Annotated in this window: 21 protein-coding genes and 1 pseudogene; 20 read left to right on the top strand and 2 right to left on the bottom strand. The window is 45.0% G+C overall.

Translation table 11 applies throughout. The annotated features are described in order from the left end of the window. Positions 1 to 11: 11 nt before the first annotated feature. A complete protein-coding gene (gene zwf / locus ACM1ND_RS22095; protein WP_023990232.1) occupies positions 12 to 1,568 on the top strand; it encodes a glucose-6-phosphate dehydrogenase in 1,557 nt (518 codons plus the stop codon). A 308-nt stretch (positions 1,569 to 1,876) separates the two neighbouring features. After that, complete coding sequence (locus ACM1ND_RS22090) at positions 1,877 to 3,457, top strand: peptide chain release factor 3 (protein ID WP_013311888.1); 1,581 nt, start codon at positions 1,877 to 1,879, stop codon at positions 3,455 to 3,457. A gap of 151 nt (positions 3,458 to 3,608) precedes the next feature. Here ACM1ND_RS22090 and ACM1ND_RS22085 read toward each other — a convergent pair whose 3' ends face one another. Next, on the bottom strand, positions 3,609 to 3,842 hold the full coding sequence (locus ACM1ND_RS22085; RefSeq protein WP_016819939.1) for a small acid-soluble spore protein SspI: 234 nt from the start codon (positions 3,840 to 3,842) through the stop codon (positions 3,609 to 3,611). Between the two features lie 160 nt (positions 3,843 to 4,002). Here ACM1ND_RS22085 and ACM1ND_RS22080 point away from each other — a divergent pair. The 18 genes and pseudogenes from ACM1ND_RS22080 to yunB form a co-directional block, all read left to right on the top strand. Next, positions 4,003 to 4,668, top strand: a pseudogene (locus tag ACM1ND_RS22080) (potassium channel family protein); the annotation flags it as partial. Between the two features lie 75 nt (positions 4,669 to 4,743). After that, positions 4,744 to 5,532, top strand: a complete 789-nt coding sequence (locus ACM1ND_RS22075; RefSeq protein WP_023990230.1) for a TrmH family RNA methyltransferase — start codon at positions 4,744 to 4,746, stop codon at positions 5,530 to 5,532. A 1,059-nt stretch (positions 5,533 to 6,591) separates the two neighbouring features. After that, positions 6,592 to 8,031 carry a 6-phospho-beta-glucosidase gene (locus ACM1ND_RS22070; protein ID WP_418026569.1) on the top strand — a complete coding sequence of 480 codons (1,440 nt, stop codon included), beginning with the start codon at positions 6,592 to 6,594 and terminating at the stop codon, positions 8,029 to 8,031. A 277-nt stretch (positions 8,032 to 8,308) separates the two neighbouring features. After that, a complete protein-coding gene (gene licT / locus ACM1ND_RS22065; RefSeq protein WP_023990227.1) occupies positions 8,309 to 9,139 on the top strand; it encodes a BglG family transcription antiterminator LicT in 831 nt (276 codons plus the stop codon). A 250-nt stretch (positions 9,140 to 9,389) separates the two neighbouring features. Continuing rightward, on the top strand, positions 9,390 to 11,279 hold the full coding sequence (locus ACM1ND_RS22060; RefSeq protein WP_071558273.1) for a beta-glucoside-specific PTS transporter subunit IIABC: 1,890 nt from the start codon (positions 9,390 to 9,392) through the stop codon (positions 11,277 to 11,279). A 220-nt stretch (positions 11,280 to 11,499) separates the two neighbouring features. After that, the gene (locus ACM1ND_RS22055; RefSeq protein WP_071558274.1) at positions 11,500 to 12,990 is read left to right on the top strand and encodes an alanine/glycine:cation symporter family protein; all 1,491 of its coding nucleotides are present in this window, start codon (positions 11,500 to 11,502) and stop codon (positions 12,988 to 12,990) included. Between the two features lie 185 nt (positions 12,991 to 13,175). After that, a complete protein-coding gene (locus ACM1ND_RS22050) occupies positions 13,176 to 13,781 on the top strand; it encodes a bifunctional transcriptional activator/DNA repair enzyme AdaA (protein WP_028541406.1) in 606 nt (201 codons plus the stop codon). Next, entirely contained in the window at positions 13,762 to 14,304 is a 543-nt protein-coding gene (locus ACM1ND_RS22045) for a methylated-DNA--[protein]-cysteine S-methyltransferase (protein WP_071558275.1), read from the top strand. Before ACM1ND_RS22050 ends, ACM1ND_RS22045 begins: the two co-directional genes overlap by 20 nt. Further along, entirely contained in the window at positions 14,294 to 15,109 is an 816-nt protein-coding gene (locus ACM1ND_RS22040; protein WP_071558276.1) for an SPL family radical SAM protein, read from the top strand. The genes ACM1ND_RS22045 and ACM1ND_RS22040 overlap by 11 nt, the downstream gene beginning before the upstream one ends. A gap of 62 nt (positions 15,110 to 15,171) precedes the next feature. Next, positions 15,172 to 15,789, top strand: a complete 618-nt coding sequence (locus tag ACM1ND_RS22035; RefSeq protein WP_071558277.1) for a DNA-3-methyladenine glycosylase family protein — start codon at positions 15,172 to 15,174, stop codon at positions 15,787 to 15,789. A 19-nt stretch (positions 15,790 to 15,808) separates the two neighbouring features. After that, positions 15,809 to 16,498, top strand: coding sequence for a DNA alkylation repair protein (locus ACM1ND_RS22030; RefSeq protein ID WP_071558278.1), 690 nt, complete (start codon positions 15,809 to 15,811; stop codon positions 16,496 to 16,498). Positions 16,499 to 16,568: 70 nt separating this feature from the next. Continuing rightward, positions 16,569 to 18,164, top strand: coding sequence for a response regulator transcription factor (locus ACM1ND_RS22025; RefSeq protein ID WP_071558279.1), 1,596 nt, complete (start codon positions 16,569 to 16,571; stop codon positions 18,162 to 18,164). A gap of 23 nt (positions 18,165 to 18,187) precedes the next feature. Next, the gene (locus ACM1ND_RS22020) at positions 18,188 to 20,044 is read left to right on the top strand and encodes a histidine kinase (protein WP_418026568.1); all 1,857 of its coding nucleotides are present in this window, start codon (positions 18,188 to 18,190) and stop codon (positions 20,042 to 20,044) included. Positions 20,045 to 20,143: 99 nt separating this feature from the next. Continuing rightward, the gene (locus ACM1ND_RS22015; RefSeq protein WP_254348705.1) at positions 20,144 to 21,508 is read left to right on the top strand and encodes an ABC transporter substrate-binding protein; all 1,365 of its coding nucleotides are present in this window, start codon (positions 20,144 to 20,146) and stop codon (positions 21,506 to 21,508) included. Between the two features lie 32 nt (positions 21,509 to 21,540). Beyond that, positions 21,541 to 22,443: a carbohydrate ABC transporter permease gene (locus ACM1ND_RS22010; protein ID WP_023990216.1), complete on the top strand. Its 903-nt coding sequence runs from the start codon at positions 21,541 to 21,543 to the stop codon at positions 22,441 to 22,443. Positions 22,444 to 22,445: 2 nt separating this feature from the next. After that, the gene (locus tag ACM1ND_RS22005; protein WP_028541414.1) at positions 22,446 to 23,282 is read left to right on the top strand and encodes a carbohydrate ABC transporter permease; all 837 of its coding nucleotides are present in this window, start codon (positions 22,446 to 22,448) and stop codon (positions 23,280 to 23,282) included. Between the two features lie 83 nt (positions 23,283 to 23,365). Continuing rightward, entirely contained in the window at positions 23,366 to 24,298 is a 933-nt protein-coding gene (locus tag ACM1ND_RS22000) for an aldo/keto reductase (RefSeq protein ID WP_023990214.1), read from the top strand. Positions 24,299 to 24,424: 126 nt separating this feature from the next. Then, entirely contained in the window at positions 24,425 to 25,234 is an 810-nt protein-coding gene (gene yunB / locus ACM1ND_RS21995) for a sporulation protein YunB (RefSeq protein ID WP_418026567.1), read from the top strand. A 46-nt stretch (positions 25,235 to 25,280) separates the two neighbouring features. On the opposite strand, the gene ACM1ND_RS21990 is transcribed toward yunB, so the two are convergent. Continuing rightward, entirely contained in the window at positions 25,281 to 26,387 is a 1,107-nt protein-coding gene (locus ACM1ND_RS21990) for a M23 family metallopeptidase (RefSeq protein ID WP_023990212.1), read from the bottom strand. Positions 26,388 to 26,400: the final 13 nt, after the last annotated feature.

The raw sequence follows: 26,400 nt of genomic DNA, 5'->3' as shown, positions 1-26,400 counted from the left end.
TGAGGTACTTCATGGCTGACATACCTGCTAAAGAATCTGTTGTGACGCAAGGCGCAGTTCTGTTTATTTTTGGCGCTACGGGCGATTTGGCTCGTCGCAAGCTTTTTCCTGCTATTTACAGCTTGTACCGCGAAGGCAAGCTTGCTGAAGATTTTGCCGTTATTGGTGTAGCAAGGCGTCCGCGCACAGAGGAAGAATTCCGTAATGACCTGTATGCTTCCATACAGGAGTTTAGTCGCTACAAAGCAGAAAATGATCAAGAATGGCAGGCATTTGCCGAGCATTTTGAATATAAATCGCTGGATATAAACAATGTCGAAGGGTTCCATGAGCTGAGACAGCAGACGGAGTCTATAGAAAGCAAGTTTAACATACCGGGAAATCGGTTGTTTTATTTGGCCTTGGCTCCTGAATTATTCGGAAGCGTGTCGAAGAGCTTGAAAGATGGCGGCATGATGGATGGAAAAGGCTGGAATCGCCTAGTAATTGAGAAGCCATTCGGTTATAACCTCGAATCTGCACAAGAATTGAACGTTGAAATACGAGAAGTATTTGCCGAAGAAGAAATTTATCGGATTGATCACTATCTTGGTAAGGAAATGGTACAAAATATTGAGGTGATCCGCTTCGCGAACGCCTTCTTTGAACCACTGTGGAATAATAAGCATATTGCCAATGTGCAAATTACGCTTAGTGAAACGGTAGGGGTGGAGGAACGCGGAGGTTACTACGATCATTCCGGCGCTTTGCGGGATATGGGACAGAACCATATGTTGCAAATGCTAACGATGATTGCGATGGAACCACCTAGTCGTTTGTTGCCTGAGGATATCCGTGATGAAAAGGTAAAAGTGCTGCGTTCGCTGCGCCCTTTTGAAACGTCTGAGGATGTGAAAACCAATGTGGTACGTGGCCAATACACCGAAGGCAGTTATCGCGGCCAGCAGTTGCCGGGGTATCGCCAAGAAGACAAGGTAGATCCACAGTCGAACACAGAGACTTATTTTGCTTCACGCGTGTTTGTTGATAATTTCCGTTGGGCTGGCGTACCGTTCTATATTCGTACGGGCAAACGTCTCCCAGTAAAAACAACGGAGATTGTTGTGGAATTTAAGAGCATGCCAACGAACGTGTATCTCGGTCAAAAGCATAAGCTAGAACCGAACTTGCTCGTGATTCGGGTCAATCCAATGGAGGGCATTTACATTAAAATTAATGCCAAGAAACCTGGTTCCGAATCAGATATTGAACCGCTGGCTATGGATTTTTGCCAAAGCTGTATGGTGGGTATCAACTCACCGGAGGCTTATGAACGATTGCTGATGGATGCGATTGAGGGTGATTCGACGTACTTCACGCGTTGGGATGAGGTTGCCACGGCATGGGGATTCGTCGATCGAATCGCCAAGGCATGGCAGCAGACCCCAGATACGCTGGAAACCTATGCTGCAGGCTCATGGGGACCGGAAGGTGCTCACAAGCTATTGGAGCAGGATGGCTTCAAGTGGTGGCCGGTTAGCGGTCAGGATGAAGATAATGTCATCTGGCGAGTAGGCGGCGTTCAGTAATCCCGATTTGTCCTGCATCCCCCTATGTCCTGTTCAGGACGTAAGGGGATGCTTTGCGTTCGGAGTGTGCTATAATAGCTTAGTCTCAGGTTTTCGGTTTGCAACTGATTATAAGTTAAAGGCAGGCTAAAACATGTAAATTGATCGTATTTATAATGAATATGGTAACGGAGTGCGCCGAATACTGGAGCTAATGGCAATATAGCCCATAGAGCCGATGAACTTATGAAAACAGGCGTGCGTCATGGCCTTTTTATGAATAGCTTGAGCAGTAATGCAATGGATTTGATCATGAAGGGATATGTGAAATGAGTAAAACAACAGATATACTTCAACAGGAAGTCGACAAACGGCGTACGTTTGCGATTATTTCTCACCCGGATGCGGGTAAAACGACACTGACGGAAAAGCTGCTGCTATTCGGGGGCGCGATTCGTCTTGCTGGTTCAGTTAAAGCGCGTAAAGCAAGCAAACACGCCACGAGTGACTGGATGGAGATTGAAAAACAGCGGGGGATCTCTGTAACATCCTCAGTAATGCAATTTGATTATAATGGTCACCGCATCAATATTCTGGACACCCCAGGTCACCAGGATTTCAGTGAAGACACGTATCGTACATTAACAGCAGCAGATAGTGCAGTCATGCTGATTGACGTAGCGAAAGGTGTGGAAGCGCAAACGATTAAGCTGTTTCAAGTTTGTGCGAAGCGTGGAATTCCGATTTTCACCTTCATTAACAAACTGGATCGTGAGGGACGCAGTCCTTTTGATTTGATGGAGGAGCTGGAGCAGGTGCTTGGCATCCGTTCGGTGCCTATGAATTGGCCGATTGGTACAGGACGCGAGTTGTGTGGTGTCTATGACCGTGTCAAAAATCAGGTCGAGCTGTTTCAGGGAGATGACCATTCCACGATCAAAGTACAAAAAGTGGAAGATTACAATGATCCAATCATTCGTGAGATGGCGGGCGAATATTTGCATGACCAATTATGCCAAGACTTGGAGTTGCTTGACGTCGCGGGTGACCCTTTTGACATGGAAAAAGTACAGCGTGGAGAATTAACACCTGTATTCTTCGGCAGTGCGATTAATAATTTTGGTGTACAAACATTTTTGGAAAACTTCCTTCAGCTTGCTCCTAAACCGGAGCCGCGCCGTAGTACAGCTGGGGAAATTGAGCCAACAAACGAAAAGTTTACCGGCTATGTATTTAAAATTCAAGCGAACATGAACCCGGCTCACCGTGACCGTATTGCATTTTTGCGTATTGTCTCCGGTAAGTTTCAACGCGGGATGAGTGTTAAGCATGTACGGATGGGCAAGGAGATTAAGCTGTCTCAGCCACAGCAGTTCCTGGCACAGGACCGTGATATTGTCGAGGAGGCTTTTCCTGGCGATATTATAGGATTGTTTGACCCGGGTATTTTCCGTATTGGTGATTCACTCAGCCAAGGTAGCGAGGTTGTGTTTGATGAATTGCCGACCTTTTCGCCTGAGATTTTTGCCAAGGTAACGGTGAAAAATGCCTTGAAGCACAAACAGTATCTGAAGGGTATTGACCAGTTGACCGAGGAAGGTATGATTCAGGTGTTCCGTACGGTAAGCTTTGACGATACGCTATTGGGTGTTGTCGGGCAACTGCAATTTGAAGTATTTGAGTACCGCATGAAGGGTGAATATGGCGTTGATGTACAGCTTCAGCGTATGCCATTCCAATTTGCACGTTGGATTGTGGATGATCAGATTGATCCGAGCAAGTTCCGTATTAACTCTACGCTGGTAAAGGATAAGAAGGGCAATTATGTTGCCTTGTTCGAAAACGAGTATGCCATGCGTACGGCTATGGAGAAAAACCCGACAGCTAAGTTTTTGGAAATGGCTCCATAAGATTGAGTATGCAGAACCGTTAGATCTCAGTCATTTAGTGTATACAACGAATAGTCCACTCGATGTTAATGCGAGTGGACTATTCTCATTTTAGAATACGGGTAAAATAATGAGCACAATTAAATCGGAACAAAAAGTTAAATAGCTAGAGCTAGGTTAAAGGTACGGGTTTGATTTTATCGATTTGTTCATGTGCCAAATGGACGAAATCGTGCTGCTGGTTTGGACTCATATGCTTCCAAGCAATTTCAAGAATGACACCCAATCCAGGCAAAGCGGCCTCCGGTCCGTCCACTGACCCAATAATCATGTCCGTAAGATCAGCTTCTGATTTGCCGTGTACTTTGTGAACAATTGCTTGTCGTAAATCCATTGTAATGGGCATGTGTACCTCCCGTATGTTGTAGTAGTGGTCGAATGTATTATGGCTTGGGCTGTTGTCCAGTATACATGGAGAAGCATTTGGCATAAGTATGTCAAAATTTATGTTTGCAACATGATATGCTATACTATGACGGACAGTATGGTGATCGGGAGGTAAAGAAGGAATGGCAAAAAAACAGTATGCGGTCATTGGCATGGGCCGTTTTGGTTCCAGTGTTGCCAGTGCGCTGAGTGAGATGGGTTTTGATGTGCTGGCTATTGACTCGGACGAGCAGCGTACACAGGAAATGTCGAATATTGTGACGCATGCGGTATCTGCTGACTCGACGGATGAGGAAGCGCTGCGAGCGCTGGGTATCCGTAATTTTGACGTAATTGTAGTTGCGATTGGCGAAGATATACAGGCCAGTATTCTGACGACATTGATTCTCAAGGACATGGGCGTACCAGCCCTTGTGGTCAAGGCACAAAATGAATTGCACGGGAAAGTGCTGCAAAAAATAGGTGCGGATAAAGTCGTTTATCCTGAACGGGATATGGGGTTACGGGTAGCTCATCATTTGACATCTCCCAACATTTTGGATTATATCGAGCTGTCCAAGGACTACAGTATTTTGGAGATGAGAGCCGCCGATTCCATGATTGGCAAAAACCTGAAAGAGCTAGACATACGTGCACGCTTCGGCTGCAATGTGATGGCGATTCGTAGAAATCAGGAAATGAACATTTCACCTTATGCCGAAGATCGTCTGGAGCCGGGTGATGTACTTGTCATTGTGGGCCACAAGGATGATCTGACCAAGCTGGAGCTGGCATTCGCAGCCTAATGAAGGCTGATGTTCAAGTACAAGTGATGCATCATTTATTTTAAGAAACGGACAAAGAAACGGAAGGTTAAACGAATGGAAATCATTTCACCGAATAATGCGCGTGTAAAAGAGTGGGCGCAACTGCTGGAGAAAAAGCATCGCACACGGCAGCATAAATATATTGTCGAGGGTATTCATCTGGTGCAGGAAGCGCTGCGTTCGGACGCGGCTGTCGAAACCGTCGCCTATGATTTGGACAAGGGCATTCCCGCCGAGCTGAATGGCCTGGATCCAGCCGACCAGCCGGTGGAATGGGTTCCCGTGTCAGCGGCGGTCATTGCAAAATGCACCGATACGAAGACGCCACAGTCGGTCTTTGCCATCGTGCGTAAGGAGGAGCGCAGCGCATTCCCGGCATTGCTGGAGCAGCCGGATGCACTGGTGATGGTGCTGGACGGGGTGCAGGACCCCGGCAATGTAGGCACCATCATCCGCAGCGCGGACGCTGCTGGAGCCGCAGGCGTAATATTGGGTCATGGCTGCGCCGACCTGTACAATCCCAAAACGATCCGCTCCACGATGGGATCGTTGTTTCACCTGCCGGTGATTGAAGGCAGTCTGGAGGAGCTTTTACCGCAGGCCAAAAGTAAAGGTGCCCGCTTGCTCAGCACCTCACTGGATGCGAGCTTGTCATGCTATACCATAGATTTGCGTGTTTCCACTTGGCTTGTGATCGGAAACGAAGGCCAAGGTATTTCTGCTGCTACCGCGCGCATGGTGGATGAGTCGGTATTCATTCCGATGCAGGGGCAAGCGGAATCACTGAACGCAGCGATGGCTTCTACGGTGCTATTATTTGAGGCGATGAGACAACGAAACTAAGAGAATGAACACGGGGCTGCTGGTGTGGTTTATAACATCAAATGGGACTATTTATATTGTCAATTGAGACTAGGAACATCCACGCCTGCACCTGGCCTTTCTTCCGCCCTATAGTCCCAACCTGATCCAGTCGAGGGGCTATGGCTTAAATCCAATGTGGCGAATAACGTGTTTTTTTAGAGGTTTTATAAGATTAAGTTCATGCCGGCCGGTTTATGAAACGAATCAATGAACAACCGCTAGAAACAATTGGTCGGCTACTGGTTAGGTTATGATCTTAATTGCGGTTTATATAGTAACAAATAGAAAGGTATTTGATTATGATATTCATTAACAAAAAAACTATTGATAAGCTAACTGAATCGCATAGAGAACCTAACATGCTTATCTGCTATTCAACTCCTCAAAGCCTTTCGGCTTGGACAAGTCGAGCTATATTACTCCTAAATAATGATAAAATTATTATCCTTTTCCTGAATCTATTTTCCACTAAAGTAGTACAAAAAGTTGAATTTGAAGTAGCTGATTTACAAGAACAAAAATATCATTCCATATATCTGTCTTCTGCAATATGGTCATTTAACAGTAAAGGACAGCATTGGAGGTTCAAGATAATCAAAAAAATTATACCTCTTGGCTCTATGCAAAGGGATTTTCTAAATTTCTTGCAACAAAATATTTTAAATTAGCGACTGAGTAGATCACCGATCTCCGAAAACATGTGCCCTTCCAGACGAAGGCGAACAGCCAGGTATCTTTCGTAAAGTCGTTTATCTGAGGTCTCTTTCATGGTTCTTTTCATTACCCAATAGGCGATTGAAATAATGTTGTTGGTTTGTTAATTGCGTGTTATTATATCAAATGAATTTGACAGGTTCCCAAATCTTTGTTAGAGTTTCAATCAAATACGTATAACCTTTTCATGGGATGTTACCGATAGGGCATAACCTGAATTGGCTTGTTTACACTGCAAGTGTATACAGGCTGGTTTGGGTTTTTTTATATCCATCACCCACCCTCTAGGAACCCCTTTATCACACATTTGGAAGGAGAACGTTTATGACCAGCTTTATTTTTCCTAAAGACTTTTTATGGGGCGGTGCTCTTGCTGCCAATCAGGCCGAGGGTGCTTATTTGGAAGACGGTAAAGGATTGAGTCTGGTTGATTTGCTGCCTACCGGAGAGAAGAGAAGAAACATAATGAAAGGGAATGTTCCTTCACTGACTCCACTTGAAAGCGAATTCTATCCTTCCCACGAAGCCATTGATTTCTATCACCACTATCGCGAGGATATCGCGCTATTTGCAGAAATGGGATTTAAGGCGCTGCGTGTTTCCATTGCCTGGGCTCGTATTTTTCCAACAGGAGAAGACGCTACTCCAAATGAAGCAGGTTTGCAATTCTACGATGACTTGTTCGACGAGTTGCATAAACATGGCATTCAGCCAGTCGTTACCCTCGCTCATTTTGACGTGCCAGTGGATCTGGTCGAGAAATATGGAAGCTGGCGGAGCCGGAAGCTGGTAAGCCTGTTTGAAACCTATGCTAAAACAGTATTCACCCGCTACAATGATAAAGTGAAATACTGGATGACATTCAACGAGATTAACATGCTTCTCCATTTGCCGTTTCTCGGCGCCGGTCTTGTTTTTCAAGAAGGTGAAAACGTTAAACAGATTCAGTATCAGGCTGCACATCATCAGCTTGTGGCAAGCGCGCTGGCTGTAAAAGCGTGTCACGAGATTATCCCGGATGCCAAGATTGGCTGTATGCTTGCTGCCGGCAGCTTCTATCCGTATACATGTAATCCCGAAGATGTGTATCAGGGCATGGAAAAAGACCGCGAGTCCTACTTCTTCATTGATGTACAGTCACGCGGCGAATATCCTGGCTATGCGAAGCGCTTCTTCAAGGATCATGGATTAAACATTGAGATGGAATCAGGCGACGCAGCCATTTTGAAAGATCATACCGTTGACTATATCGGATTCAGCTATTATTCAAGCCGGACGACCAGCACAGACCCGGAAATCGTCAAGAACATGACCAGCGGTAATGTATTTGGCTCTGTGGCCAATCCATATCTGGACAAGTCCGAATGGGGCTGGACGATCGATCCAAAAGGATTCCGCATCACAGCCAACCAATTGCATGACCGTTACCAAAAGCCTCTGTTCGTAGTGGAAAACGGTTTTGGTGCCAATGATGTGGTTTCGCCTGAAGGAGAAGTTAACGACGATTACCGGATCGACTATCTCAAGCGGCATATTGCCGAAATGGGTGAGGCTCTTCAAGACGGAGTCGAAATTATCGGTTACACAAGTTGGGGACCTATTGACATTGTCAGCGCTTCCTCAGGAGAGATGAAAAAACGCTACGGTTATATTTATGTGGACCGCGACAACGAAGGCAACGGTTCATTGAAACGTATTAAAAAGAAAAGCTTCCACTGGTACAAAAACGTAATTCATTCCGACGGAGAAAATTTGGGCGAATAATCGTACCACAAGAAAATAGGATCGGATGTCCCGGGCCCACGGGAATTTCCGATCTTCGTTTCTTCATTGAAAGCGTTGACAATCGTTCCTCTTCGGGCTATACTTGACGCAATTCCATCATTTTTAGGATTGTTACTGCGTAGCAGGCAAAACCTAAGCCACAAATAAGAAGATGTTACAGTCTTGTTTATTTGGCGTGCTTCGGTTTTTTTTCTGTTTACAATAAAGAGGATGGAGCAAGTGTGGCTCTTGCTGGCATATGGAACGGGGGATCAAGATGAACATAGCAAAGGTCATCAACAACAATGTAATCAGCGTCTACCAGACGGACGGTACCGAACTCGTGGTAATGGGTCGGGGGATTGCTTTTAAGAAAAAGCCTGGAGACAAAGTAGACGAAACCAGAATTCAGAAGGTATTTGCCCTGAAAAACAAGCAGACGTCCGATAACTTTAAAATGTTGTTGCGTGAGGTACCGCTTGATTTGATCGTGATTGTGGAGGAAGTCATTAATGATGCCAAGCATAATCTGAACAGAAAGCTGAACGAAAATATTTATGTTTCGCTGACCGATCATATCAATTTCGCTGTTGAAAGATACCGGGAAGGATTGGAAATCAAAAACGCGTTATTGTGGGAAGTCAAGCAGCTGTATAAAGAAGAATTCGCGATTGGTCTGAAAACGTTGGAGCAAATCAAACAAAGGCTCGGTATTGAACTGCCTGTGGACGAAGCAGCTTATATTGCGATTCACATCGTGAATGCTGAAATGAACGAGGAAGTCATTACGACCATGAGTATCACGAAGTTTATCCAGCAAATTATCAATATTGCAAAATATCACTTTAAGGTCGATTTTGACGAGGACTCTCTGAGCTATTTCCGCTTTATTACGCATCTGAAATTTTTCGCTCAGCGCGTATTTAAGGGAAATCACTACGAAAATAACTATGATCATTTGTATGACATGATTAAGGAAAAGCACAAGGAAGCAGCTGCTTGCACAGAGAAAATTGGTGCTTTTGTGCAAAAAGAATACAACCACGAATTGACTAATGAAGAAAAGCTATATCTAACCGTGCATATTGAACGGGTGGTGAATAGATAAGTCGAACTTTTTCGACGAAAAAGGATCAAAAATATATGATTAAAAGTTTTTGTTGACAAATATGGTGGATTAATTATATTATGATAGTAACAGGAATTTAATAAGTTTTAACTGGGATTGTTACTGGTTATGCAGGCAAAACCTAAGTCATGAAAAATTGCGGGAATAAAGTGCCCACCATTTTTCAAGGCTTAGGTTTTTTGTGTGCCTAAATATGTGAAAATCCCCTTAGAACATGGAGGTGTCCATCATGAGTAATGAAAAACTGGCTAAGGAAATTGTACACCTGGTAGGTGGCGAAAAAAATGTAATATCGCTCGTTCACTGCGCCACTCGCCTGCGTTTTGTGCTAAAAGATGAGGCAAAAGCAGACAAGGGAAAGCTGGAAAAAACCGATGGAATTATCACGGTAAAGCAAAGCGGTGGTCAGTTCCAGGTTGTAGTCGGCAACAAAGTACCAGAGGTATATAATGCAATCGGTAAAGTATCCAATATTTTGAATGAAACTGGAAAAGAAGATCATTCAGCTAAAGGCAACAAAGGATTTGGCGCCGTAATCGACGTAATTTCCAGCATTTTTGCACCGTTGCTTGGAGTTATGGCGGGGTCCGGTATTTTGAAAGGTCTGCTGCTGATTGCGAGTAACCTTGGTTGGTTGCTACCGAAAGACACTACCTATATGATTTTGTATGCTGCGGCCGACAGCTTGTTTTATTTCCTCCCTCTCTTGTTAGCGGTTACAACGGCACGGAAATTTGGAGGTAATATCTTCGTTGCCCTGACCATTGCCGGAGGGTTGCTTTACCCGACCATTGTCACGCTAAAAACGGAAGGTACACCTACGGACTTTTTCGGTATTCCTATTGTTATGATGAGTTATTCATCTACCGTTATTCCGATCATTTTAGCCGTCATCGTCATGAGTAAGCTGGAAAAATGGTGCAATCGAGTGATCCACGAGAGCGTTAAAAACTTTATTACACCTTTGATTCTACTTGTAATTATGCTTCCTCTGACCCTGATGGTCTTTGGTCCAGTCGGGGTGTATGTGGGCAACGCAATCGCTACCGCACTCGTTGCTGCGTTCAGCTTTAGTCCGTTGCTGGCTGGAGCAATCCTTGGTGCTTGCTGGCAGCTGCTCGTTATTTTTGGTGTTCACTGGGGGCTTATACCTGTATTTATTAATAACATTGCTGTCAACGGCCGGGATGGCATTAAGCCCGCTGCTTCGGCTTCCGTCTTTGCTCAAACCGGCGCAGCGTTCGGTGTTATGCTGAAAACGAAAAATAAAAAGCTGAAAACGCTGGCGGGTTCCGCTACACTTACCGCTTTATTCGGCATCACGGAGCCAGCAGTTTATGGGGTTACGTTGCCACTGAAACGTCCGTTTATTGCAGGTATTATCGGCGGCGCCGCCGGTGGTGCCATTATCGGTCAAGCGGGAACGCAAGCATTTGCCTCTGGCGCACCTGGGTTGCTGACCTTGCCGATCTTTTACGGCCCTGGTGGACAAGGATTCCCGGGATTGATTTTAGGGATTACCGTTTCATTCCTGGTGTCGGCCATCTTGACTTATATTTTAGGTTTTGAAGATCCAGTTGAAGAAGAGGAAACTACTAACAATTCGGCTAAAGAATCGACCTCTACAGTTGTTGTTTCTAATGAAGAGGTACTCAGCCCAATTGAAGGAACTGTGGTCGCTTTGTCGGAGGTTCCCGATCCTGCATTTGCTTCGGAAGCTATGGGCAAAGGGATCGCCATCCAACCGACAACGGGCAGAGTCGTGGCCCCGTTCGATGGAACCATCACCGTGGCGTTCAAGAAAAAACATGCGCTTGCAGTTGTTTCGCATCATGGCGCAGAAGTTCTGATTCACGTCGGAGTAGATACGGTCAAGCTGGACGGTAAACATTTTACGTCCCATATCAAAGAAGGCGATCAGGTGAAAGCTGGGGACCTACTGCTTGAGTTTGATGTTGAGCAAATCAGGGCAGAGGGTTATCCTACGATTACGCCAGTTATCATTACGAATTCTTCCGAATATACTGAAGTCCTTCCAATCGCTCAAGGAGAGGTAACGGAGCAGGCCCCACTGTTGAAACTGTCTAGTGCTCTGAATGAGAAAGAAAGCATTGCCTAAATGTCTTAAGGACAAGGCTCTGATGATCCATATTCTCGGATCATCAGAGCTTTTTTGTCGTCATTTTATGTAGCCGGTAAGCTCACTTGTAATTGACAATATGTCAATTAAATTAACTTGTATGGTGGTAAAAACTAATCTATAATTTTTTGTAATTATGCAAATTTTCTGAAAACATAGACTAGAAAATCAATTGATTGATCAGGGGGAAATACAAGGAATGTTAGAGCAGTGGGCAGAGGCAGTAAACGGCGTCATTTGGAGCAATCCTGTGGTATATGTCTGTTTGGGTGTGGGACTATTATTTTCGATCATGACTCGATTCCTACAAATCAGGCATTTCAAAGAGATGATCCGTCTAGTATTTAAAGGGAAAAGTTCAGAGGCAGGTGTATCCTCTTTTCAGGCCTTTACGATGGCGCTATCGGGGCGTGTTGGGACGGGAAATATTGCTGGGATTGCATTGGCAGTCGGTATGGGTGGACCCGGGGCGATATTTTGGATGTGGGTCATGGCTTTTATCGGATCGGCTACTGCGTTTGTTGAATCCACACTGGCTCAGGTATATAAGGTAAAGCGCGATGGACAGTACCGAGGCGGCCCGGCCTTTTATATTGAAAAAGGGACAGGCTTTAAATGGTTTGCCGTCATTTTTGCGGTTGCTGCGTTGGTCGCGATGTGTTTACTGATGCCGGGAACTCAATCGAACTCTATTGCCGTAGCTTTTCATAGCTCGTTTGGCATGGATATGAAGGTTTCTGGGATAGTAGTAGTCGTGTTGCTGGCGCTTATCATTTTTGGAGGTGTAAAAAGGATTGCCAATGTGGCTCAGGTTGTCATTCCGTTTATGGCACTTGGCTACATCCTTGTCTCTTTTTATATTATGATGACGAATATTACTGCGCTTCCCGATGTATTTTCGCTGATTTTTCGCAGTGCTTTTGGCGTGGATTCTGTGTTCGGCGGTATGGCAGGGACGGCGATTGCCTGGGGCGTAAAACGGGGCATTTACTCCAACGAAGCCGGGCAAGGCTCAGGTGCGCATCCGGCAGCAGCCGCGGAAGTGTCTCATCCCGCAAAACAGGGGCTAGTTCAGGCATTTTCCGTGTATGTGGATACCTTTTTAGTCTGTACGTCTACGGCTTTTATGGTCTTATTCACAGGTATGTACAACGTGAAGGGACCTGGTGGCGATTTTATTGTACAGCATCTCCCGGGTGTTGAAGAGGGAACCCAATATACACAGGCTGCTATTGAATCAGTATTTCCCGGTTTTGGATCGAGTCTGCTGTCCATTACCTTGTTCTTTTTCGCATTTACGACCATTATCGCCTATTATTACATCGCAGAAACGAATATGGCCTACCTGGTTGCCGACCGTAAAGCCAAATGGCCCATGTTCGTTCTAAAGCTGGTTATCCTGGGTTCGACGTTCTATGGAACGGTCGTCAAGGAATCGGCGTTGGCGTGGACACTGGGGGATATGGGGGTCGGTATTATGCTCTGGGTGAATCTGATTGCTATGATTCTGTTAGCCAAGCCTGCTCTTCTTGTGCTTAAGGATTACGAACAGCAGCGGAGGCAAGGGCTGGACCCGGTGTTTGACCCGGAGAAGGCAGGTATTTCAAATGCCGAGTATTGGTCAAAGGAATATCAGCCTCCTTCAGATGAGTTGACGATTACCGCCAAACCGAGCAAGCTGCAAGCCTAAATAAGATAGATAAGTAAGATCAAAGGTGGCTCCGCGGGGAGTCATCTTTTTTTCGTTATCTTGCCTTTACATTCCAAGAGGGGTACATATGTTCACTATTTAGTCTATAATTTAGACAGACGGATTTAGAAAAATTCTGCCATAGATATGTGGGGAGGCCACATTGCACAAGAGAGGTGATTTGAATGAGCACATCCGATTTATCCATAACTGACGACAAGTGGAGAGCTATTGTAGAAAACGACAAGTCATATGATGGGGTATTTTTGTACGCTGTGAAGACAACGGGAATATTTTGTCGCCCCTCCTGCAAATCCAGACCTCCCAAAAGAGAGAACATCCGTATTTTTAAAACAGCAGAGCAGGCATTGGCCCAGCATTTTCGTCCATGCAAAAGATGTAAACCGACAGGACAACGATTGCCTGATCATGAATGGATCGCACTGGTTACAGAATACGTGAATTCTAACTATATGAAGGACTTAACATTGCACATCCTGGCTGAGATAAGTCATGGAAGTCCGTATCATTTACATCGTACCTTCAAGCGGATCATGCATCTAACGCCAATGGAATATATACAGCAGACCAGGTTGGAACAAGCGAAGAAGCTACTCATTTGCTCAGATATATCTGTTGCGGAAGTGGGGGAGAACGTAGGTCTGTGCAATGCACCTTACTTTATTACGTTATTTAAAAAGAATACAGGCTACACCCCATTGCAATATCGCCAACTCAAATTGAATGCAACACAAAATGGAGGTACACAGCATGGCACAGCAAATAAATAAAACGATCTATTGGTCATTGTTGACACATGAGGAGTGGAATTTATATATTGCAGCTACATCGGAAGGACTATGTTATGTAGGTTCGCCCAATCAACCTGTAGAGGAATTGTTTTCATGGGCGGGAAGGCGATTTCCCGGCAGTCCTTTAGTTGAAGAGGATGCTGCTTTACAGCCCTATGCCAAGGAGCTGATTGAATATCTCCAAGGGGAGCGGACCCAATTTACATTGCCCTTTGACTTTCATGGGACTGCGTTCCAGATGGCGGTTTGGAATGCGTTGTGTGATATTCCGTATGGGGAAACAGTATCCTATTCAGACATTGCCAACGCTATTCAAAAGCCAGCCTCTGTTCGTGCGGTGGGGGCTGCCATCGGTGCTAATCCGATTTTGGTCACCGTCCCTTGTCATCGGGTCATTGGTAAAAATGGAGCTATGACCGGATATCGGGGTGGGTTGGACATGAAGGTGAAGCTTTTGCAGCTCGAAAAGGAAAGTGTGGCATCGGTTCAGTATGAAAAATGAGTATTACAAATCCCCCAAGACTCTTCTGAATAAAGGGACTGGCTTCTTGTCAGGGTATACACATTCGTTGAACCCGTTTACAGGTTGTACCTTTGGTTGCTCGTATTGCTATGTACGCCAATTGCCAGTCTCCACATTTCGGAAGGAAGCTTGGGGGACATGGGTTGATATTAAAAAACAGGCGGCAGATATTCTTCGCAAGGAGCTTCGCAGAGCCAAATCGAAAGGTAAAGTCACGATTTTTATGTCATCAAGCACAGATCCTTATCAGCCTGCCGAGTACAAGGAAGAGGTGACCCGGTCTCTGCTGGAGGTGATGGTGGAGGATACACCGGATTTTCTCTTTTTACAGACGCGCAGTCCACTGGTACGGCGGGATACCGATTTACTGCTCCGATTGGGGGATCGTGTTCGTGTGAGTATGACTGTAGAAACAGATCGAGAAGATATACGCAAACATTTTACCCCGGAGGCTCCTCCCATCCAGGCTCGTCTCCAAACGCTGCATCTTTTAAGGGAGGCAGGTGTACCGACGCAAGCTACGATTGCTCCGATGCTTCCAAGCAGTGAACATTTTGCAGATAAGCTGTTGCCTCTGGTCAACCGTGTCTGTATTGATGATTATTTTATGGGAGACGGCAGTGGGGGAAGACGAACGCGTAGCTTAAAAATTGGTGCGTTGTACGAGTCATTGGGGCTGGAAGAATGGTATCATCCTGCTGCCTATAAGGCGGTTTATGAACGTTTTCTCCATGTTTTCCCGAAAGAGCAGCTATATGTGAGCAAAGAAGGATTCGAACCTTGATGTAAAAGCAGTCCATGCCATTGAATCATGAGTGAACATATAAGGGGGCAGCGGGAGAACGAATGCAAACCGTAATGACCAAAAACTTTGATTATGGAGAAAAGGAAATCAATTATCTAAAAAACGTAGACACCGTACTTGGTGCAGCGATGACGCAAATGGGCAAGGTAGAACGGATCATCATTCCCGACCTGTTCGCGGCGCTCGTTCATGCGGTTGTGGGACAGCTTATATCGGCCAAGGCGGTTCAAACCATATGGGCAAGGATGCAGGAGAAGTTAGGGGTGATTACTCCACAAAATATAGCCGTTCAGACGGCTTTAGAAATTCAAAGCTGTGGCATCACCATGAAAAAGGCCACATGTATCCTAAATATAGCCCAAACGATCGAGCAGGACCTGTTGGATTTACAGGAATTATATGAGCTTTCCGATGCACAGGTGATCCAGAAATTGTCCTCGCTGCAAGGGATAGGACCTTGGACGGCTGAAATGATGCTGATTAATTGTATGGAGCGTCCAGATGTCGTCAGTTGGGGCGATATGGCTATTCGACGGGGAATGATGAAGTTGTACCATCTAGATACATTGACCAAGCAGCAATTTGAGGAGTACCGCCGAGTTTATTCGCCTTATGGTTCGGTGGCCTCTATTTATTTGTGGAGTATTTCATTTCGTTAAGAATCAGGGAGTGGAAACGATGGAGAAAACAATCAGAGAACAGATACTGTCATACGTGGATGCGGATTTTCAGAAATTTACGGCTGCATTGCTTCCGACGATTAATAATGTGCTGGGTGTACGTCTGCCAGTGCTGCGTAAGCTAGCTCAAAATATTGCCAAAGGAGATTGGCGTCTCTACCTGGAGACCGCTGAAAGTGAACACTTCGAAGAAGTAATGCTGCAAGGTATGGTGATTGGTTCTGTAAAAACAGATATAGAGGAAGTTTTGAGTTATACCGCCAAGTTTGTTCCTAAAATTGATAATTGGTCCGTATGTGACAGCTTCTGTGCCGGATTGAAAATCACGAAACATCATAAAGAACGGGTATGGGAGTTTATTCAGCCCTATCTATTCTCCAAGAAAGAATATGAAATTCGGTTTGGTGTGGTTATGATTCTAAATTTTTATATTGAGGAACAGTATATGAACCGGGTATTTACTTTACTGGATCAGACCCATCGTGAGGATTATTATGTACAAATGGCAGTAGCATGGGCGATATCGATCTGTTATATCAAGCTGCCCGAGGTAACAATGGCGTATTTAAGTCATAATACATTGGATGATTTTACCTTCAACAAAGCACTGCAAAAAATCACGGAATCATATCGGGTGGATCAGGCAACGAAAACGACTATCCGCGGTATGAAGCGAAAAAGAAAATAGGATCGGCTCCCACCTGTAAGTGTTATACTGAAAAAAAATGCGTGTATGAAAACGAACAGGAGGGGAGTCAGTGAATTCGATCCCGCTGGGAGTACTTGTTGTGGATGATGAAACTAGACAGCGTCGAGGTTTGGCTGCCATGGTCAGGGATCTACGTCCCGAATACGAGGTATGGGAAGCCAAGAACGGGAAAGATGCTCTGACCATTTCGTTATCCAAACCGATCCAAATCGTTTTTACAGATATTCAAATGCCGATCATGAATGGACTTGAATATCTTCAACAATTGAGAACATCTGGTCAGCATGAGACCAAAGTTATTTTAGTGACAGTCTACCAGGAATTTAGCTATGCACAGCAGGCGGTGAGGTACGGGGCGAATGATTATTTGGTGAAACCGGTGCAATCGCAGCAGCTCATTGAAGTGATTCAACATATGGAGAAGATCATTGTAGAGGAGCAGGAAGCACTGATTGGGAATCAAACAGCGTTGAATCAGATCGAGCAGAGTATGCCTGCATTTGTGGAGCATTTGTTTAGCAAATGCGTGACAGACAAATTACAGCCTAATGAGAAAATCCTATTAAAGAGTCACTTTGGATGGCGTGGGGTAGGAGAAGTTCTCGCGTTGGGAGCATCGGCGGCCCACCCGGAGGATATACATATGTGGGATTCTCAGCTCCGTAATACGGTTGTTGAAATATTGCGACCTTGGGCGTCTTCTGTCGTGTTTCCACTCGAATCCCGTAAAGACCATGTGGTTACAGTAGTGAATTGGAAGGATAGGGCTGAAAGCAAGGAGGCCAAAAGCGCCCTTCAAGCTGGACTGAAAAAGTTGGAGCAACAGCAAGCGATTTCAATCTGGTTTGCTTGGGGTCAGCCTTTTGATTTTGATGAAATGCAAATAAACCAATCTCACGAAAAGGCCGTTGGCCTGATCTCCATGCGTTTTTATACACCTCACATCAGATGTTTGAACCTTGTCGTTTCAGATGATGAGCAGCCAGTACAGGAAATGAGCGCACACGAACAAAGGGCCTTTTTTAAATTCATTGAAAGCGCTATCTCTAATGGAGAGCCCGATCAGCTATTGGGTCAGGTGAAAAATTTCATTGGACAAGTGACACAAGGGTATCCTGCACCTGAAGCGCTTAAAGCTAAATTGGTACACCTTCTGTTGGTTAGTTTACAACGGTTAAATATAGGGTGGAGTGAGGAAGTCTACTCACGTTTCTCGGAACGTTTGAACAAAGCTGTCGAAGGGGCAACCTATCTTCGGAATCTTGAGGATGGTGTTGCAACATGGTTAAAAGAGCTGATTCTTGAGCTTCATAGCGGCTCCAAAGGCGAACCCATTATGAACAAGTGCAAGGAATTTCTAGATGCACATCTACATGAAGACCTAAGTCTGGAGATCGTGGCCCGGCGCTTCCACTATAATGCGTCCTATTTTAGCATTCTGTTCAAAAATTATTTTGGGCTCTCGTTCACGGAATATATGGTGAAGCTCAGAATGCAAAAGGCTCAGCACTTACTGCTGCATACAGACGCCAAGGTCGCAGAAATTAGTAGACAGGTTGGTTATAAAGATATCAAATACTTTTTTAAAGTGTTCAAAAAAAACGTAATGCACACGCCGGAAGAATTTCGTAGGAAATTCAACTGATTGTTAGGTGAAAGGAAGATACGATGCGCCAAGTTAAATATATGTATCAAAAATTTTTGGACAGTAGCTTTCGTACGAAATTGATGCTGTCCTATTTTTTGTTGTCTGGTTTTATCGTTTTGATCCTAGGTTTCGTTTACTTTGAAACGAGCGCACGGAATATTACTACAAATGTAACAGATAGCGTTACAAGCGTTCTGCGTAGTAATAACCAGCTGCTGGATAACAAGCTGACAGCTATTCAAAAAACCGTAGATATGATTCCGATCGACCATGATCTTCTTCAGACCATTATGAACGTGGATACTACGGATTCTTCATCGCTGTTACGAGCTGATCGCAGCATTACAAAAATTTTGTACAGATACTTTGGCAATATGGAGGAAGTGTATGCTTCCCAAATTATGACGCAAAATTATGCATATGGAAGCACTGATCGGATGTATATTCCCGTTCAGCCGTTCTATTCTTCTCCGTTGGCAACAACGGCGGTGGAAGCAGAAGGGGCTACCAAATGGATTCCCGCTTATTCGTATGCCGATACATTCCATCAGCAGGATTTAAAACGAGGCTCCTATGAGTTTAGTTCTTTATTTGCTGTGGTAAAGCAGCTCCATTTGACTGCATTAGATGATGCAGGAACCTTTCATACGCTTCCGGAGGGAAAGGAAAAACCTATACTTATATTGAATTTTCGTCCTGACTTGTTAAAAGGGGGCTTTGAAGATTATGCAGCCCGCAGCGGATTTGCACATCTATCCTATGGCATGATTCATGATAAAAATGGGATGGTCATGAGTTCGAATGGACAGCAACAAGTGGGGGAGCCCGTGGCGGATTGGCTTAAGGATGCCATTACTTCGGAACAAGGGATGAAAATGGTAAACGTTAAAGGTCAAAGCATATTACTGGTTTACGAAGCGATGAAGACGACGGGCTGGGTATCTTATATAGCCATTCCCATGGAAGATGTATTGGGACATCTGTCAACGATTCGCACCTACACGGTGTTTTTTTTAGGCTTTATGATGCTCGTCGCTGTTATTCTTGCTTATTTACTGTCTGTTTACATCAGTAAGCCCATCACAGATATGAAACAGGCGATGAAAGTAATGGAGAAAGGGCATTTTGATATTCGAATTCCTGTACGTGGCTATGATGAATTGGGAGACCTGGTGATTCGGTTTAATCAAATGAACGAAAAAATTAAAGATTTAATCGAGGAAAATTACAAGTCACGTCTACGAGCCAAAGAGTCGGAGTTAATGGCACTTAATTTACAGCTGAATCCCCATTTTTTGTATAACACCTTAACGACCATGTATTGGATCGCCTTAGAACATAAACAGCAGGAACTGGGCCAATTGATCATTAGTCTGGCGGAAATGCTGCAAATTACTACTCGAAATAAAAACGATACATGGAGTTTGGAAACCGATCTGAATTGGCTGGAAAAATACATTTTTATTATGCAGAATCGCTTTGAGGACAAGTTCACGGTGGAATATGATATTGATCCCATTTTGCTTCAGATGGAAGTTCCCAAACTTTTCTTACAGCCTTTTGTAGAGAATTCAATTATTCACGGCTTCGCCGAAATGGAATCAGGGGGTCTGATTAAGATCACAGCCTGGATCGAGAAGCAATTGGTGTGTTTTAAAGTGGAGGATAATGGATTAGGAATTCAAGAAGAACATATACGCCGAATTCAAGCTGGAGAAATCAGATCAACGGGCATTAAAAATGTAGACAGAAGAGTACGGCTATTATATGGAATGGATTATGGCGTTACGCTCCACTCGCCAGCAGGTAAAGGGACATTCGTCCTGGTTCGCATCGGAGAAATTCATAGATCTAATCAAATGACACCAATCCAATGAGAGTACGACTTTTAAAAATGTAAGCGTTTGCTAAAATGAGTTTAGTGACGAAGCAACAAACGAAAAGATAAAAAAATAAACGGTTTGGGGGCGTTACTCATGTTAAAACGAAAATTATGGATCGTCTGCATGTGCTTGATCGTTGGGCTTATGTCAGCCTGTAGTTCAAATGAGAGCAGCAGCAAACCAGTTGATTTGCAGGGTCACGAGCAAGTGACACTGACCTATGCCAGTTGGGGGAGCACCAATGAAAAGAAGGTTCAGCAGGAAATCGCTAAAAAATTTACAGAGAAATATCCGTGGATCAAAATTAACTATATGCATATCCCCGGGGATTACGTAACCAAATTAACGACGATGTTTGCCGCCAATCAGGCACCCGATGTATTTCCCATTTATAAAGCACAGGCTCTGCAATGGGCTGAACAAGGCAAACTATATAATTTAAATGAATTTTTGAAGGAGGATAAGGAGCTAACGAAGGAAAGTCTTATTCCTAATTCAGTCATCTATTGGGATAAGGACAAAGTGGCTGGGATCAAGGTAACTGAGGAAGCTTTCGCGCTTTATTACAATAAAGATTTGTTTGATGAGGCTGGTGTTGCTTTGCCGCCAGTAAAGGCTGAGGAGGCTTGGACATGGGAGCAGTTTTTAGAGACAGCACAAAAGCTCACCATTGATAAAGCGGGAAATAATGCGCTCAGTCCCAATTTCGATGCAAGTAACATTAAACAGTATGGAGTTCGGTTTGATACATGGATGTGGCATTTGCTTGTGCCTTCTAATAACGCAAGTGTCATTTCAGACAAAGGGGACTCGCTTAATCTTGAGAGCCCTGATGTGATTGAAGCTGTTCAGAAAATGGCTGATCTGATCAACGTTTATCATGTGGCACCGTCGCCGACTCAGTCCAAAAATATACCTTCCCCGGCCGTAGCACTGCAAAGTAAGCGTGTAGCGATGGATCTGGATGGACAGTGGGTTCAATTGGATCTTGGAGAATCGAAGGTGAATTTTGGTGTAGGCGTATTACCCAAGCTGAAAAGCAGCAAAACGATCTTGTTTGGCGAACCGGAAGTGATTTCTGCCAAAACCAAACATCCTAAAGAAGCATGGATGTTTTATAAATTCTTGCTGGATGCTGAAAGCGGACTTGACATGCATTCCAGCGGATTGTGGATGCCTGTCATGAAAAAATGGTATACCGAACCAGACTTGATTAGCAAATGGGCCGATGTCAAACCAGGTCATGCCGATGGTTACCGTGATGCTGTCATGAACCAAACGCTGCATAACGGTGTTAATTCTTACGACTATTATCTGAAAAACTCGGAAAAAATCAATGCCATCATTAACCCGGCGCTGGATCAGGTATGGCTGGGCAAGAAAACGGTGGAGCAAGCATTTAGGGAGGTTTCCGCAAAGGCCAACGCGGAATTTAAGGGGACGTATCCAAAAGAATAGGGTGAGTGTTTTGACAGAAAGAGAGGGATAGAATGCAATCATTATCTTCTATTCGTAAGAAGGAAAATTGGTTGGGGTGGCTTTTTGCCGCCCCTGCTATTCTCGGCTTTGTCATTTTTGTTCTGGGACCGATGATCGCTAGTCTCTGGTTCAGTCTTACCGATTACAAGGTTGCTTCACAGGCCCATTTTATCGGTCTGGATAATTACGTTCACTTATTTGACGGTACGGATCAATTTTTTTATAAATCACTCGGGGTTACGTTTTATTATGTGTTCCTGAGTGTGCCCTTGCAAATTATTGTAGCTTTCTTTTTGGCGATATTGCTTAATCAAAAGGTAAAAGGTCTGGCTTTTTTCAGAACTGTTTTCTATCTCCCTACCATTGTGCCACTCATAGCATCGTCTATGATCTGGATGTGGCTGTTTGATCCGGATCTTGGCTTGCTAAATGTGGTGCTGCGTGCGCTGCATTTGCCTGAAAGTCAGTGGATCTATAGCGAAGGGTCGGTAGTTCCTACTCTGGTTTTAATGAGTTTGTGGACCGTTGGAGGAACCATGATTATTTTTCTGGCAGGCTTGCAAGATATCCCTAGACATTATTATGAAGCCATTGAAATTGACGGTGGAAACGCTCTTCATAAGCTTATGTATATTACAATTCCATTGACATCGCCCACTATTTTTTTTAATACGATTATGGGCTTCATCGGTGGGTTTCAAGTGTTTGTTCAACCTTACGTCATGACTCAGGGTGGACCCAATAACTCCAGCTTGTTTTATACCTTTTATTTGTTCCGCGAGGCATTTACTTTTTCGAATATGGGTTATGCCTGTGCTATTGCTTGGGTGCTCTTTATTGTCGTTTTGGTATTCACTGCCTTTCTGTTCAAGACGGCCCGAAAATGGGTGTATTACGAAGGCGGGGGGGCATGAACATGAAAAAACGCGGTTGGAGTTGGAGCAGGGTTTTGCTCTACGCAGTTCTCATAGTGGGCTCACTGTTTTGTATGTTTCCTTTTTACTGGCTGGTGCGAAGCTCCATGATGGATTTAAGTCAGATTTTTTTGATCCCGCCGAAATGGATTCCAGAGCCTTTTGTATTCGAGAATTTTTTACAGCCGTTTGAAGAGTTATCCTTTGGGCGCTATTTTGTGAATACATTTATCGTCGTTGCGGGTACTTTGGCGGGTGTACTTCTGTCGAGTACCATTTCTGCCTATAGCTTTGCGCGAATGAGATGGAAGGGAAGAGATAAGGTATTTGCCTTGTTATTAAGCAGCATGATGCTGCCGTTTGCAGTCACGCTGATTCCGTCATTTATTGGTTGGCAGGCATTAGGCATGGTTAATTCGTACGTTCCATTGGTATTACCTTCGTTTTTTGGTGGAGGCGTTTTTAATATTTTTTTGCTAAGACAATTCTACATGACGCTACCGCGAGAACTGGATGAAGCTGTATTTGTGGATGGAGGCAATCATTTTACGATTTTCACCCGTATTATTTTGCCTTTGTCGAGGTCGGCGATTTTGGTCATTGGATTGTTTACGTTTTTGAATACATGGAATGATTTTATGGGGCCGCTGGTTTACCTTAATGATGAGAGCAAATTTACGTTGGCGATTGGGCTGCAGCAATTTCAGGGAATATATTCGGCTCAATGGGGCGTTTTGATGGCCGCATCTTTAATTGTAGTCTTGCCTGCTATTATTCTGTTTGCCATAGGACAGAAGTATTTTATGGAAGGGATTGCCTTGACGGGGATTAAAGGATGAGAACAACTGCCAGGTACGCACTTTGATTTTTTTGGAATTTAATATTAAAATGGAAGTAACTTTCGAAAAGGAGATGACGTGAATTGGCAGAGCAAGTGCGTATTGGCAAAACAGATCTATATGTAAAACCAATCGGTTTGGGTGCAAATAAGGTGGGAGGACATAATCTCTTTTCCGGTTTGAATGATGAAACGGGTAAAGAAGTTGTTCGCACAGCTTTGGACAACGGCATCAATTTTCTGGATACGGCTTTTATTTATGGACCTGAGCACTCGGAACGGTTGATCGGTGAGGTGCTGAAAGAGCGTGGTCAGCGTGATAAAGCTGTTATTGCCACGAAGGGTGCACACAAATTTGTGAACGGAGAGGTCGTTTTTGACAACTCGCCTGCTTTTTTACGTGAATCCGTTGAATCCAGCCTGAAAAGATTGCAGACCGATTATATCGATCTGTTTTATATCCATTTCCCGGACGAAGCAACGCCGAAGGCAGAAGCGGTCGGAGAACTGAAGAAGCTTAAGGACGAAGGCAAAATCAAGGCTATTGGCGTATCTAACTTTTCCATTGAACAACTTAAGGATGCGAATAGCGACGGTTATGTAGATGTGCTCCAATCCCAATATAATTTGTTTCAACGGGAAGCTGAGAAGGATCTGCTGCCTTATACCAAGGAAAATGGCATTTCGTTTGTGCCTTATTTCCCGCTAGCCTCAGGATTGCTGGGTGGTAAGTATACGAAAGACATGACCTTCACGGACATCAGAGCAAAAAATCCACTGTTTCAGGGAGATGCATTTGCTCGTAATTTGGACAAAGTGGAGCAGGTAAGGGAGATTGCCAATGCGTTGAATGCAGAGGTTGCTCATGTTGTGCTCGCATGGTATTTGACCCGCGATTCGATTGATGCCCTCATTCCAGGGGCGAAGGGGCCGGAGCAGGTGCTGGCGAATCTGAAGACGCTAAATGTCCAATTGAGTCAGGCTGATATCGAAAAGATTGACCACATTTTCAAATAATAAGTGCACCTGAAATTTGCAATTGTATATGTATTCCATCTAGAGAAGCTGCCGGACGGGCGGCTTCTTTTTCGTCCCTCCCTTGCATATCCTTGTAGGGTAAGTTCAACGCTGCGGGGGGATCGGATGATGAGAAGACCGCAATGGCACAGCGCACCCAATAGAAGGCGACGCGGCAGACGTAGAGTATTTTTGATTGTGGTACTGGCGCTGCTGGTGGGAATCATACAGGTGGCTGCTTATGTGGAGCAGCATTTGAAGCCGCCTATGATGCACCTGGCAAAAGTACGGGTCAAACAAATGGCGACGGAGGCTATTAATTCAGCAATTACAGCACAGGTAGAGCAGGGGAAGACGGCTGATAATTTGATCGAATGGAGAACGGATGCACAAGGAAGAACCTCCGGCTTTGTTCTGAATTATGCAGAGCATATGAGAATTACGTCAGACACGCTCAAAGCAGTCAAGGCAACGATGGACAGCATGAGCCATTTTGATGAGAGTGTTCCGATTGGTCAGGCATTGGGCAGTCCACTGTTGGCAGCTTATGGACCAACGGTCCCCCTAAAGGTGGAGCCGCATGGAGCAATCAAGGTGGATTTAAATACCCGTCAACAGGATGCGGGCATAAACATGATCTTGGTGGAAGTGTACATTCGGATTACGACGGAAGTGTCCGTGGTTATACCGTTTGAGATGCAACCTCAGATTGTGGAGACGGAAATTCCGGTTTCTTATTTATTAGTGGTAGGCAACGTTCCGATGTACTACTATGACAATCAGGGGAAACCAGTGGGTAAAAATGGTGCAGCTGCTCCGCAGTTGGCGTTGCCTCCCCATTCCATAGAGAGTAGCGGCGCTGTAGATCCCAGCACAGTAAGTGTTCCAGAGGTACAGGAAAACCAAAACACCTCTAGCCAGTCCCCAACGCCATAGAGCGGAGGGGAGTGACGTGAGTTGCCCCGGAAAAACAAAAGGGACCCTATGAGGAGGTCCCTTTTGTTTTTCCTGTTTTGAGCGCTTTGCGTTCGGTCTGCTCCCACTGTCTTAATAACGGATACGGGTCAAAGGACCAATCTGCCCAGCCATTGTCCCGATATATACCATAGTGCAGATGCGGTGGAAACTTGCCTTGGGTACCGGGTTTTCCATAGCCCGAGCTTCCGACCCAGCCAACCGTCTGGCCGGGTGTAACGATGTCTCCGTTGTGGACGGTTTTGTCAAAGCCGGAAAGATGCGCATAGTAGTGATAGCGGTTGTTGAGATCTCGGATTCCGATTCGCCATCCGCCGAAGGGATTCCAGCCCTTCATTTCAACTACACCGTAGCAGGTACTGCGAACTGGAACTCCATAGCCAGCAAACAGATCAGTTCCTTCATGTATACGGTAACCGCCCCAGCTGCGACGGCTTCCCCATGTGCTGCGGTAGCTATAAATGCTGCCTAAAGGAAGAGGGAAGGCTTGACTGACCAGATCCAGCTTGCCATACGTCCGATACAGCTTGGCAAACTGCTGAACTCTTTGAACTGCGCGGCTGTTATGGTAATATTCCCAAACGGCAATACCAAATTCATCCTCGTTGTTTCCATACTTTCCGAGATAAGATGCGATGCTGAATAGCAGATCCTTGTCATTATTACGGTCAGCGATTCCATCACCCGAACCGTCTTGTCCCAGCCCGGAAAATAGTTCAATGGAACGCGGATTTTGATCCTCCGAATCAGGGTTCATCAGGCCGGACCAGACTGGTCCCGTGATGAAAATACCTATGATCCGTTCCGCATGCTTGCGATCCCTGGGATGGGCCACTGTAAGTGTGCGTTCATACTGGTCGATGGCGGCCAGCCTGTACCAAGGAACTCCAGTCAGGGCTTCGATGGAATGATATAGAGCCAGCCTGGACGTATATGACGAAGACTGAGCATGTGAAGCATCTACATTTGCGGTCAGGCTGCTTCTGGCGGACGAGGACTGTAAGTGATTGGCAAAGGCATGGGCAGGAAGCGGACAGGCCGTTGTCAGTGTAGTAGCGCATAACAGCAGCGATAACAAACGAACAGCTCGGGCTGTCCGCGTAGGGTAAGGCACGTGAACCGACCTC

The sequence above is a fragment of the Paenibacillus sp. JJ1722 genome (genome assembly GCF_048282685.1).
GTDB lineage: Bacteria > Bacillota > Bacilli > Paenibacillales > Paenibacillaceae > Paenibacillus > Paenibacillus polymyxa_B.
Note: the sequence above shows the minus strand (reverse complement) of the source record. Positions and strands in the feature narration are given on the sequence as shown.